The 12,072-nt window shown below is 54.4% G+C and carries 10 protein-coding genes, 4 tRNA genes and 1 pseudogene; 2 read left to right on the top strand and 13 right to left on the bottom strand.

Annotated features, from left to right (window positions below; all coding sequences use genetic code 11):
- Nucleotides 1-68: 68 nt before the first annotated feature.
- The 13 genes from rpoB to CAter10_RS01390 form a co-directional block, all read right to left on the bottom strand.
- Nucleotides 69-4,175 carry a DNA-directed RNA polymerase subunit beta gene (rpoB, locus tag CAter10_RS01450; RefSeq protein ID WP_061532008.1) on the bottom strand — a complete coding sequence of 1,369 codons (4,107 nt, stop codon included), beginning with the start codon at nucleotides 4,173-4,175 and terminating at the stop codon, nucleotides 69-71.
- A gap of 269 nt (nucleotides 4,176-4,444) precedes the next feature.
- Nucleotides 4,445-4,822, bottom strand: a complete 378-nt coding sequence (gene rplL / locus CAter10_RS01445; protein ID WP_061532007.1) for a 50S ribosomal protein L7/L12 — start codon at nucleotides 4,820-4,822, stop codon at nucleotides 4,445-4,447.
- Nucleotides 4,823-4,899: 77 nt separating this feature from the next.
- Nucleotides 4,900-5,397, bottom strand: a complete 498-nt coding sequence (rplJ, locus tag CAter10_RS01440; protein WP_061532006.1) for a 50S ribosomal protein L10 — start codon at nucleotides 5,395-5,397, stop codon at nucleotides 4,900-4,902.
- Between the two features lie 360 nt (nucleotides 5,398-5,757).
- Entirely contained in the window at nucleotides 5,758-6,453 is a 696-nt protein-coding gene (rplA, locus tag CAter10_RS01435) for a 50S ribosomal protein L1 (protein ID WP_061532005.1), read from the bottom strand.
- Nucleotides 6,453-6,884, bottom strand: coding sequence for a 50S ribosomal protein L11 (rplK, locus tag CAter10_RS01430; protein ID WP_038484621.1), 432 nt, complete (start codon nucleotides 6,882-6,884; stop codon nucleotides 6,453-6,455). The genes rplA and rplK overlap by 1 nt, the downstream gene beginning before the upstream one ends.
- Nucleotides 6,885-7,056: 172 nt before the next feature.
- On the bottom strand, nucleotides 7,057-7,656 hold the full coding sequence (nusG, locus tag CAter10_RS01425) for a transcription termination/antitermination protein NusG (protein WP_061532004.1): 600 nt from the start codon (nucleotides 7,654-7,656) through the stop codon (nucleotides 7,057-7,059).
- Complete coding sequence (secE, locus tag CAter10_RS01420; protein WP_061532003.1) at nucleotides 7,656-8,039, bottom strand: preprotein translocase subunit SecE; 384 nt, start codon at nucleotides 8,037-8,039, stop codon at nucleotides 7,656-7,658. The genes nusG and secE overlap by 1 nt, the downstream gene beginning before the upstream one ends.
- A 36-nt stretch (nucleotides 8,040-8,075) precedes the next feature.
- Nucleotides 8,076-8,151, bottom strand: a tRNA-Trp gene (locus CAter10_RS01415).
- Nucleotides 8,152-8,266: 115 nt separating this feature from the next.
- Nucleotides 8,267-9,460 carry an elongation factor Tu gene (tuf, locus tag CAter10_RS01410; protein ID WP_061532002.1) on the bottom strand — a complete coding sequence of 398 codons (1,194 nt, stop codon included), beginning with the start codon at nucleotides 9,458-9,460 and terminating at the stop codon, nucleotides 8,267-8,269.
- 119 nt (nucleotides 9,461-9,579) lie between these two features.
- Nucleotides 9,580-9,654 (bottom strand) — tRNA-Thr (locus tag CAter10_RS01405).
- Between the two features lie 82 nt (nucleotides 9,655-9,736).
- Nucleotides 9,737-9,810, bottom strand: a tRNA-Gly gene (locus CAter10_RS01400).
- A gap of 80 nt (nucleotides 9,811-9,890) precedes the next feature.
- Nucleotides 9,891-9,976, bottom strand: a tRNA-Tyr gene (locus CAter10_RS01395).
- Nucleotides 9,977-10,139: 163 nt separating this feature from the next.
- Nucleotides 10,140-11,234, bottom strand: a complete 1,095-nt coding sequence (locus CAter10_RS01390; protein ID WP_061535112.1) for a gamma-glutamyl-gamma-aminobutyrate hydrolase family protein — start codon at nucleotides 11,232-11,234, stop codon at nucleotides 10,140-10,142.
- Nucleotides 11,235-11,452: 218 nt separating this feature from the next.
- On the opposite strand from CAter10_RS01390, the pseudogene CAter10_RS24105 reads away from it, so the two are divergent.
- Together CAter10_RS24105 and CAter10_RS24100 are read left to right on the top strand one after the other, a co-directional pair.
- Nucleotides 11,453-11,683 (top strand): annotated as a pseudogene (locus CAter10_RS24105) (NAD(P)H-dependent oxidoreductase); the annotation flags it as partial.
- An 11-nt stretch (nucleotides 11,684-11,694) separates the two neighbouring features.
- The gene (locus tag CAter10_RS24100) at nucleotides 11,695-12,069 is read left to right on the top strand and encodes an NAD(P)H-dependent oxidoreductase (RefSeq protein WP_335340178.1); all 375 of its coding nucleotides are present in this window, start codon (nucleotides 11,695-11,697) and stop codon (nucleotides 12,067-12,069) included.
- Nucleotides 12,070-12,072 lie beyond the last annotated feature (3 nt).

The following is a 12,072-nucleotide window of genomic DNA, read 5'->3' as shown; positions in this document are numbered from 1 at the left end:
AGTAATTCGTCGCGCTACGGCGCCTCATAAACTCTGTCCCGCAATGAGGGACGGTCGATCTTGCCCGCTTATTCGCGGTCAAGATCCATATCAATACCCAGCGAGCGGATTTCTTTCAACAGAACGTTGAAGGATTCCGGCATGCCAGCGTCGATCACGTGGTCACCCTTGACCAGGTTTTCATACACTTTGGTACGACCGTTCACGTCATCCGACTTCACTGTCAGCATTTCCTGCAGCACGTACGACGCACCGTAAGCTTCCAATGCCCAAACTTCCATCTCACCGAAGCGCTGACCACCGAACTGCGCCTTACCACCCAATGGCTGCTGGGTAACCAGCGAGTAAGGACCAGTCGAACGTGCGTGCATCTTGTCATCGACCAGATGGTGCAGTTTCAGGTAGTGCATGTAGCCGACTGTCACGGTGCGCTCGAAAGCTTCGCCGGTACGGCCGTCATACATGGTGACCTGGTTCTTCGATGGCGTCATGCCCAATTGCTTGGCGATGGCATCCGGATAAGCCAGGTCCAACATGCGACGAATTTCTTCTTCGTGCGCACCATCGAACACCGGCGTAGCGAATGGCACACCAGCCTTCAGGTTGCTGGCCAGATGCAGGATCTCGTCATCGGTCAAGCTGTCCAGATCTTCCGACTTGCCCGACTCGTTATAGATCGTGGTCAGGAATTTGCGCAGTTCGGCGATCTTGGCTTGCGCCTTCAACATTTCACCGATACGCAGGCCCAGACCCTTGGCTGCCCAGCCCAAGTGGACTTCCAGAACCTGACCGATGTTCATCCGTGATGGAACGCCCAGCGGGTTCAGCACGATGTCTGCCGGCGTGCCGTCAGCCATGTGCGGCATGTCTTCGATTGGCAGAATGCGCGAAACCACACCCTTGTTACCGTGACGGCCGGCCATCTTGTCGCCAGGCTGCAGGCGGCGCTTGACGGCCAGGTAAACCTTGACCATCTTTTGCACGCCAGGCTGCAGCTCATCGCCTTGTGTCAGCTTCTTGCGCTTTTCTTCAAATGCCAGGTCGAACTGGTGACGCTTCTCGGCGATCGATTCCTTGATCGCTTCCAGTGCCACGGCCGCATCGTCGTCCGCCGGACGGATGTCGAACCAGTGGTACTTGTCCAGATCTGCCAGGTATTCCTTGGTCAGCTTGCTGCCTTTGGCCAGTTTCTTCGGACCACCGTTGACAACCTTGCCGATCAACATGCGTTCCAGACGTTCGAAAGCATCGCCTTCAACGATACGCAACTGGTCGTTCAGATCCAGGCGATAGCGTTGCAGTTCGTCGTCAATAATCTGTTGTGCACGTTTGTCGCGTTGGATGCCTTCGCGGGTAAACACTTGCACGTCGATCACCGTACCGACCATGCCCGAAGGCACGCGCAGCGATGTATCTTTAACGTCCGAAGCCTTTTCGCCGAAAATCGCGCGCAACAGCTTTTCTTCTGGCGTCAGTTGGGTTTCGCCCTTAGGAGTCACCTTACCGACCAGTGTATCGCCGGCTTCGACTTCAGCGCCGATATAGACGATGCCGGATTCATCCAGACGCGCCAGCTGGTTTTCGGCCAGGTTGGAGATGTCGCGGGTGATTTCTTCAGCGCCCAGCTTGGTGTCGCGAGCAACAACAGACAATTCTTCGATATGAATCGAGGTATAGCGGTCGTCAGCAACGACTTTCTCGGAGATCAAAATCGAATCTTCGAAGTTGTAGCCGTTCCATGGCATAAACGCCACCAGCATGTTCTGCCCCAGAGCCAGCTCACCCAGATCGGTCGATGCGCCATCGGCGATCACGTCGTGCTTGGCGACGCGGTCACCAACTTGCACGATTGGCCGTTGGTTGATGTTGGTGTTCTGGTTCGAACGTGTGTACTTGATCAGGTTGTAGATATCGACACCGACTTCGCCTGCAGTCGCTTCTTCGTCATTCACGCGAATAACGACGCGGCCTGCATCGACGTAATCAACGATACCGCCACGCAGTGCCTGCACAGTGGTGCCCGAGTCAACTGCCACGGTACGTTCGATACCGGTACCGACCAATGCCTTTTCTGGACGCAAGCAAGGAACTGCCTGACGTTGCATGTTGGCACCCATCAATGCGCGGTTCGCGTCATCGTGCTCGAGGAACGGGATCAGCGATGCTGCAACCGAAACCACCTGGCCTGGCGCAACGTCCATGTACTGAACGCGCTCTGGCGATACCAGAATGGTTTCGCCGGCTTCACGTGCAGAAACCAATTCATCGGACAGTTTCAGGGACTTGTCGATAGTCGCATTCGCCTGGGCGATGATGTAGCGGCCTTCTTCAATCGCCGACAGGTAATCGATCTGGTCGGTAACCTTGCTGTCTTCAACCTTACGGTACGGAGTTTCGAGGAAACCGTATTCGTTCAGGCGAGCATACAAAGCCAGCGAGTTGATCAGACCAATGTTCGGGCCTTCCGGTGTTTCGATCGGGCAAACGCGGCCGTAATGGGTCGGATGCACGTCGCGGACTTCAAAGCCGGCGCGCTCACGGGTCAAACCGCCCGGTCCAAGTGCCGATACACGGCGCTTGTGGGTGATTTCCGACAGCGGATTGGTTTGGTCCATAAACTGCGACAACTGCGACGAACCGAAGAATTCACGGATCGCGGCCGAAATCGGCTTGGAATTGATCAGGTCGTGCGGCATCAGGTTGTCCGCTTCGGCTTGGCCGAGGCGTTCCTTGACTGCGCGCTCAACCCGCACCAGACCGGCACGGAATTGGTTCTCAGCCAGTTCGCCGACGCAACGCACGCGACGATTACCCAAGTGATCGATATCGTCGACTTCGCCGCGACCATTGCGCAACTCAACCAGGATTTTGATCACAGCCAGCACGTCTTCATTCGACAGCGTCATGGCGCCAGTCAGCTCATCACGGCCGATACGGCGGTTGAACTTCATGCGGCCGACAGCCGACAGATCGTAACGGTCTTCGTTATAGAACAGGCCATTGAACAACGCTTCAACCGAATCTTCGGTTGGCGGTTCGCCAGGACGCATCATGCGATAGATCGCTACACGGGCAGCCATCTGGTCGTTGGTGTCGTCGCTACGCAGCGTTTGCGAAATGTAGCCGCCTTGATCCAGATCGTTGGTGTACAGGGTCTGGATGTCAGTAACGTCGGCTTCGCGCAGCTTGGCCAGCAACTCTTCAGTCAACTCGTCGTTGGCGTTGGCAACCACTTCGCCGGTATCGCCGTCAACGATGTTGCGCGCCAGGACGCGGCCCAGCAGATAGTCTTCCGGTACCGAAATGTGCTTGATGCCGGCAGCTTCGATGTCACGCACGTGCTTGGAATTGATCCGCTTGTCTTTAGCGACCAGGACCTTGCCCGATTTGTCTGTGATGTCGAAACGCGCAACTTCGCCACGCAGGCGTTCGGAGACGAACTCCATTTCGGCGCCTTCATTGCGCAACGCGAAATTGTCGAATACAAAGAAGTTGGCCAGGATCTGCTCGACCGACATGCCGATCGCTTTCAGCAGGATCGTGACAGGCATCTTGCGGCGACGGTCGACGCGGAAGAACAGAATGTCTTTCGGGTCGAACTCGAAGTCCAGCCAGGAACCACGGTAAGGAATGATACGTGCCGAGAACAGCAATTTGCCGGACGAGTGCGTCTTGCCGCGGTCATGTTCAAAGAACACACCCGGGGAACGATGCAACTGCGACACGATCACACGCTCGGTACCATTGATGACGAACGAGCCGGTAGTGGTCATGAGCGGCAATTCGCCCATATACACTTCCTGCTCCTTCATTTCCTTGACGACTGGCTTGGTCGGCGACTCCTTGTCCAGGATCACCAGACGCACCTTGGCGCGCAATGGCGACGCGAACGTCAGACCACGCTGTTGGCATTCCTTGACGTCGAACGGCGGATCGCCGAGGACATAAGACAAGAATTCGAGACGCGCGAAACCATTGTGCGAAACGATAGGGAAAATAGACGTGAAAGCCGACTGCAGGCCCTCATTCTTACGTTGAGACGGTACTTTGTCTGCTTGCAAAAAGCCAAGATACGACTCGAGCTGGGTCGCCAGCAGGAACGGAACGTGGTGAACGTTAGCGCGTTTCGCAAAGGATTTACGAATACGCTTCTTCTCAGTAAATGAGTAGTGCATTGAACACTCCGTGAGTGACAGGAAGGATAGAGAATTCAGGATTCGCTGGATATTTCGGTCAAACTAGACAAAACTAACGATCTAGCTAAACTGTCGTAACCAACAATTCCTCAAGTCTCAGCCCTTCGAGCTTGATGGCAACGGACGCTTAATAAAACAACAAGCGCTAAACAAAATCAAAAACGACAAAGGAGCCAAAGCCGAACTCTCCTTTTCGAGAGTTCTGCACTTTGACTCCAGCGCAATAAATGCGCTCAAAAAAGCTGAAATTACTTGATTTCAGCTTCTGCGCCGGCTTCAACCAATTTCTTGGCTGCAGCATCAGCGTCGGCTTTCGAAACGCCTTCTTTAACTGGCTTCGGTGCACCGTCAACCAGGTCTTTAGCTTCTTTCAAGCCCAGACCGGTGATTTCGCGAACTGCCTTAATCACGCCAACCTTGTTTGCGCCGACGCCCTTCAGGACAACGGTGAACTCGGTTTGCTCTTCAGCTGCAGCAGCGCCGCCGCCAGCAGCGCCGCCGCCAGCAACTGCAACAGCTGCTGCGGAAACGCCAAACTTCTCTTCGAATGCCTTAACCAGGTCATTCAATTCCATAACAGTCAGGGACTCGATTTGTCCCAGGAATGCGTCTTTATCAAAGGCCATGTGAAACTCCTAATTTTTTTTACAATGAATACATCAGATTGGTACTAACGCTAAAAAAAGCGCCTGAAGCTTGCTGATTAAGCGGCTTCGGCTTCTTTTTTCGCTGCCAAAGCAGCCAGACCACGCACAAATCCAGCAATCGGCATCTGCATCATGCCCACAACTTGGGCCAGCAGAACTTCGCGACTTGGAATGTTTGCCAACGCTTGTACACCCGCCTTATCCAGCGACTTACCAGCGTAGTTACCTGCCTTGACGACCAGTTTGTCGTTGGTTTTTGCAAAGTCATTGATGACTTTTGCAGCAGCAACGGCGTCCTCGGAGATCGAATAGATCAACGGGCCGGTCATTTGCGAGGCGAGGTCGGCAAACGCGGTACCCTCAACAGCGCGACGTGCCAGTGTATTTTTCAATACACGCAGGTACACACCCTGGGTACGCGCATTAGCGCGCAGTTGGGTCAAGTGACCAACCTGGATGCCACGATATTCGGCCACGACGATAGTCTGTGCAGCTGCTACTTTTGCAGAGACTTCGGCGACTACGGCCTTTTTGTCATTCAGATTGAGACTCAAGATCAACCTCCAAAAATGATGCTCGGTAACGACATAACCGCAAGTGGTTACTTACCTCACATCGGTTCGAACACGGCGTCCGAAGTTAGGAGTTCAGTACTGACGCATCATAAAAACAAAGCGACACACAGCGTTGAGACTACAAAACTTGTTCGGGTACACCATCTGCGTTGGGTGCCAAACGATTGCTCGCCTGGTGTTTAACTTTGTGCACTACCTGCTGCACGCCGCCCAACGGTCTTTGATTGCCTGGACCTGCATCGATAAAGCCAATACAGATCCAGCCCAAAGATTCGCCTGATGGCTATGCGACTCGCGCACCGCCGTCAGGACTTGATTCAATACAGCTCAGCCAGCCGATTAAGCTGCCAGTGTCGACTGATCGACACGAACGCCGGCACCCATTGTCGAGGACAACGAGATCTTGCGCAGGTATACACCCTTGCTGGTTGCTGGCTTGGCTTTGCTCAATGCATCGATCAGTGCCAACAAGTTGGACTTCAGTTCTGCATCGCTAAACGATTTACGACCGATGGTTGCGTGGATGATACCGGCCTTGTCGGTACGATATTGCACTTGACCAGCTTTGGCGTTCTTGACGGCAGTAGCGACGTCAGGAGTAACAGTACCAACCTTCGGATTCGGCATCAGGCCGCGTGGTCCCAGGATCTGGCCCAGGGTACCAACGATACGCATGGTGTCTGGCGAAGCGATCACGATGTCGAAAGGCATGTTGCCGGCTTTGATCTGCTCGGCCAGGTCTTCCATGCCAACGACATCGGCGCCGGCAGCTTTAGCTTGTTCGGCTTTTTCGCCGGAAGCAAATACTGCAACGCGAACAGTCTTGCCGGTGCCAGCTGGCAGCACGACGGAACCGCGAACCACTTGGTCCGATTTCTTTGCATCAACGCCCAATTGGACGGATACGTCGATCGATTCGTTGAATTTTGCAGTTGCGCATTCCTTGATCAACGCAACTGCGTTATCGAATGGATATGCCTTGGTGCGATCAACTTTTGCCTTGATCGCTTTTGCGCGCTTAGATAACTTAGCCATTACAGACCCTCCACCGTGATGCCCATCGAACGAGCAGAACCGGCGATTGTACGTACGCCAGCTTCCAGATCAGCACCAGTCAAATCGGGCTTCTTCAAGGTAGCGATTTCTTCTGCTTGCTTGCGAGTGATAGAACCAACCTTGTCGGTATGCGGCTTAGCCGAACCCTTGGTGATGCCAGCAGCCTTCTTGATCAGAATCGTTGCTGGAGGAGTCTTCATCACGAAAGTGAAGGACTTGTCAGCAAACGCGGTGATCACGACTGGAATTGGCAGACCTGGCTCAACACCTTGGGTCTGGGCATTAAATGCCTTACAGAATTCCATGATGTTCAGACCGCGCTGACCCAATGCTGGACCGATTGGTGGGGATGGGTTTGCTTTACCAGCTGGCACTTGCAGCTTGATAAAACCAATGATTTTCTTTGCCATGATGGCTCCTAAGTGTGTGAGTATTAGCGCCTTTTTGATCAACCCGGCATGCCGGGCCGCGATCTAGTAGGGCTCCTCTTACTGCTTCGGATTTCATGAGGTTTAATCCATGACGCTCCGAACGGCGTTTGTTTGAATCTGCTGTTGCTGCTGCAATGAGGGCAAGCGCAGCTTAGACTTTTTCGACTTTGTCGAACTCCAGTTCGACTGGTGTGGCACGACCGAAAATAGTAACGGTGACACGCACACGCGACTTTTCGTAATTGACTTCTTCGACGTTGCCGTTGAAATCGGTAAAAGCGCCTTCCTTGATACGAACCAGCTCGCCAACTTCGTACAGCACCTTTGGCCGCGGCTTTTCGATACCATCCTGCATTTGCTGCATGATCTTGTCGACTTCATGCTGCGGGATCGGGGTAGGCTTGTTCGACTTGCCACCGATAAAACCGGTTACCTTGTTGGTATTCTTCACCAAATGCCATGTTTCGTCGGTCATTTCCATCTCGACCAGGACGTAACCTGGGAAGAAACGACGCTCGGTAACGGCTTTCTGGCCATTCTTGACTTCGATCACTTCTTCAGTCGGCACCAGGATCTGGCCGAACTGTTCTTGCATTCCTGCGCGGTCAATGCGCTCGGTAAGCGCGCGTTGCACGCTCTTTTCCATACCGGAATAAGCATGCACCACATACCAGCGCTTTTTGCCCACTGGCGCCGAAGGCGTCACAGCAGGCGGCGTTGCTTGCGCATCGTTTTGTGTGCTATCGCTCATTATTGTTTCCAACCCAATATCACGTCGTACAACAAGACCTCGAGGAGCTTATCGATGCCCCAGAGGAAAATCGCCATCACCAGCACAAATGCGAAAACGATCGCAGTGATCTGCATCGCTTCCTTGCGGGTAGGCCAAACAACTTTTTTCGTTTCGCGCACGGCCTCCTTGGCGAAACCAAGGAATTCACGACCTTGGGTCGAAGTCCATGCCAGGGCGACAGCCACCACCAAACCGGCAACCAATGCGCCAGCGCGCACCAGACCAGACTGGCCCGACAAAAAATAAAAGCCGACAACGCCGGCAACGACAGCCAAAACTGCCAGTATTACTTTGAGCTTATTGCCGGATTCGCCGACAGTTTGCACAGGGTGGTTAGACATACGCGGTTTACTTTCAGTACCCTACACCTGAATCGGTGGCAGGGGCGGAGGGCATCGAACCCCCAACCTCCGGTTTTGGAGACCGGCGCTCTGCCAATTGAGCTACACCCCTACGCTTAAAACACTTTATCTGAATGGCTTGGCTTGCTAACTTACGCATCCCATTCAGACATCAACGCCGCGAGGCGGGAATTTCCCGGGTCGCGGCGATTACTGCTTTTCTTCTTTTAGTCAGCCAGGATCTTAGCAACAACACCTGCACCAACAGTACGGCCACCTTCGCGGATCGCGAAACGCAGACCTTCTTCCATCGCGATCGGGTTGATCAACATTACAGTGATCGACACGTTATCGCCCGGCATAACCATTTCCTTATCCTTCGGCAACTCGATCGAACCAGTCACGTCCGTTGTACGGAAGTAGAACTGTGGACGATAGTTGTTGAAGAACGGAGTATGACGGCCGCCTTCGTCTTTCGACAGAACATAGATCTCGCCTGTGAAATGCTTGTGTGGCTTGATCGAACCTGGCTTGGCCAACACTTGGCCGCGCTCTACGTCTTCACGCTTGGTACCGCGCAACAGAACGCCAACGTTGTCGCCGGCTTGACCTTGATCCAGCAGCTTGCGGAACATTTCAACGCCAGTACATGTTGTATCTTGCGTATCACGGATACCAACGATTTGCAGGGCTTCGCCAACCTTGACGATACCGCGCTCAACACGACCGGTCACAACAGTACCGCGACCCGAGATCGAGAACACGTCTTCCACTGGCAACAGGAATGCGCCGTCAACAGCACGCTCTGGTGTTGGGATGTAAGTGTCCAGTGCTTCAGCCAGAGCCATGATTGCTTGCTCGCCCAATGGGCCAGTGTCGCCTTCCAGAGCCAACTTCGCCGAACCCTTGATGATTGGCAGGTCGTCGCCTGGGAATTCGTACTTGGTCAACAGCTCGCGCACTTCCATTTCGACCAACTCGAGCAACTCTTCGTCGTCGACCATGTCAGCCTTGTTCAGGAACACGATGATGTATGGCACGCCAACTTGACGCGACAACAGGATGTGCTCACGAGTCTGTGGCATTGGGCCGTCAGCTGCGGAGCAAACCAGGATCGCGCCGTCCATCTGTGCAGCACCAGTGATCATGTTTTTAACATAGTCAGCGTGGCCTGGGCAGTCAACGTGAGCGTAGTGGCGGTTTGCAGTTTCGTATTCAACGTGTGCCGTGTTGATCGTGATGCCGCGCGCTTTTTCTTCTGGCGCCGCGTCAATCTGATCATACGCTTTGGCTTCGCCGCCAAACTTCTTCGACAATACTGTCGCGATCGCTGCTGTCAGCGTGGTCTTGCCGTGGTCGACGTGGCCGATAGTGCCGACGTTGACGTGCGGCTTGGTCCGCTCAAACTTGCCTTTTGCCATCTTAGACTCCTAAAGATTTGATGAGAATGTCCAGGCACACGCCCGACCGCCTTACGGATTAAAAACTGATATCCAGTTTTTACAGCACCCCATTGCGGGCACCGAAAACAACTTTGATCTGGTGCCCTTGACGTGGATCGAACACGTGGCCTCTCCCTTACCAAGGGAGTGCTCTACCACTGAGCTACAAGGGCTATGCTGTACGCGCGCTCTTATTGGCAACCGCCAACCAACAACACGCCCAACTTTATAATTTACTGCTGCCTGGCAATCTACTGGAGCGGGTGAAGGGAATCGAACCCTCGTCATAAGCTTGGAAGGCTTCAGCTCTACCATTGAGCTACACCCGCGAGATCACTTCAATTCGATCATTTCACTTCTACCGCCACAACATTTTGCTACAGCTACTACTTTTTGCTTCTTCCCAAAATGGTGGAGAGGGCTGGATTCGAACCAGCGTACTCGTAAGAGGGCAGATTTACAGTCTGCTGCCATTAACCACTCGGCCACCTCTCCGCAGGGAACCCCAGATTATAGTAAAGCACCTCTGAAGTGTCAACCGCCGAAAAATGATTTCCTCAAAATAATTTGAAGTTTTTTCATATTTGACGCAAACGACTGACATCGAGCCTGGCCGGAACCGGGAAAACTGCTTCACCGGCCAAGGCGCAAGATAATATCAGAAACGCGTCTCGCGTGCAGCTCTTAAAAATCCATCGAGTATTGGCGTGCAATCCAGCAACTGCGGGCCGCCGGCGCGATGGAATTCCGGATGCCATTGCAAGCCCATGACAAATGCTGCCTTGCGGTAACGAATTGCCTCAACGATATTGTCTGTGCCGGAGATTGCTTCGACCGTCAGATCGCGCCCGAGGTCTTTTACAGCCTGGTGATGAATCGAGTTGACCACCCATTCGGTCTGGCCGCTCTCGCCGTTGTTGAACAACGCCGCCAGCGAGGAACCCGCCGGAAACTGGATCGCATGATGCAGGCGATCGTATTCGTCGTTGACGTGGGTGATTGAGGTCGGAACATCGGTGGCGATGTCTTGATACAAGGTGCCGCCGAAAGCAACATTGATTAACTGACAACCACGGCAAATGCCCAGCACCGGCTTGCCGGCCTCGACAAATTCATGCAGCAGTTCCAGTTCGTACATGTCGCGAACACGGTCGCCGCCCCATTCCGGCCTGGTCGCGGCTTCCGCGTAGCTTTGTGGCGAGACGTCGGCGCCGCCTTGCAGGACCAGTCCATCCAGGTGTTTGGCGTAGTCTCGCAGGCGAATCGAGCTTGGGTGAACCAGGCCATTGGTATTTACGGTAGGAATCATGAACACCAGCACATTGCGCGACATCACCCATTGTGCGATCGACTCCTCCAGGTATTGCAGCGTACGTCCGCGCAGCCCCTTGGCGCCCTCCTCCGGATGAAAGATGCGAGCCGAAATGCCGATTTTCAGGGTCCGCTGCATCATGCGCCGGCCGGCCTTGTCGGACAGCGCACGGAAACGCGCGGCGATCAGCTTCCAGGTTTGCGGCCAGGGTGCGCCTTCGCTATTCTGGTTGGAAAATGCCGGCTGGGTAGCGGCCGCAGGTTTCGCTTCGGGCTTCGCCTCCGCTTTAACCTCTGGCGGTGATTCCGGTTTAACTTCAGGCGTGGCTTCAGGCTGGGTTTCTGCCGCTACCTGTTCGGCGGCAGCCGGCTTTGGCGCCGCCGGACTGGTGTCGGTATCCGCTGCGGGATGCTTGGGATCGCTTGGCTGTGAGTCGGGCATATTGTCAGAAATTGTCAGAAATAAAAAAATTAAGAGAAGTGCTGCTAGCATGTCCACTGAAAACAAAAGCCGCGCACTGACAACTGTCGCCGGTAACATTTGCTTGGCAAAGTATAGGCTCGGTCATTGTAATTGAGCGTTGTTTTCAATATCAGTTCATCTTAAGCCGTCATTTACAGCCATTTTTGCCATTCCGCCCGCTACCCACATCGTTCGTCATGACCAAACCACCGCAAATCCTGATCCTGTATGCACACCCGACGCCACATCATTCGCGCGCCAACCGGCGGCTGGCGGAAGCCGCCGCCAAGGTGCCGAATGTGCAGGTACATGATCTGTACGAACTGTATCCCGACTTCCACATCCCGGTACGGCGCGAACAGGCGCTGGTGGAACAGGCCGATCTGATCGTGTTCCAGCATCCGGTGCAGTGGTATAGCATGCCGGCATTGCTCAAGCAGTGGGTCGACTCGGTGCTGACGCCGGGCTGGGCCTATGGCCCGGTGGCACCGCCTTGCATGGCAAAGATTTCTGGCTGGTGGCCACCACTGGCGGCTCGGACCGTTCCTACCAGGCCGATGGGCACAATCTGTTCCCCTTTGCCGCCTTCTTGCCGCCGTTCCAGCAGACCGCGCAGTTATGCGGCATGCGCTGGCTACCGCCACATATGCTTTTTGGCGCACACCAGGTTAGCCAGAAGACCCTGGCGGCGCACATCGAGACCTATCGCAAGCGCCTGGCGAATTATCCAAACTGGCCGGAGTTGTTGAGTACCGACGCCCTTGCGCCGACACCAACCGCCATCCCAGACAAACTCGCAGATCAACCCGGTTAGGAC

The organism is Collimonas arenae, assembly GCF_001584165.1.
Taxonomy (GTDB): domain Bacteria; phylum Pseudomonadota; class Gammaproteobacteria; order Burkholderiales; family Burkholderiaceae_D; genus Collimonas; species Collimonas arenae.
Note: the sequence above shows the minus strand (reverse complement) of the source record. Positions and strands in the feature narration are given on the sequence as shown.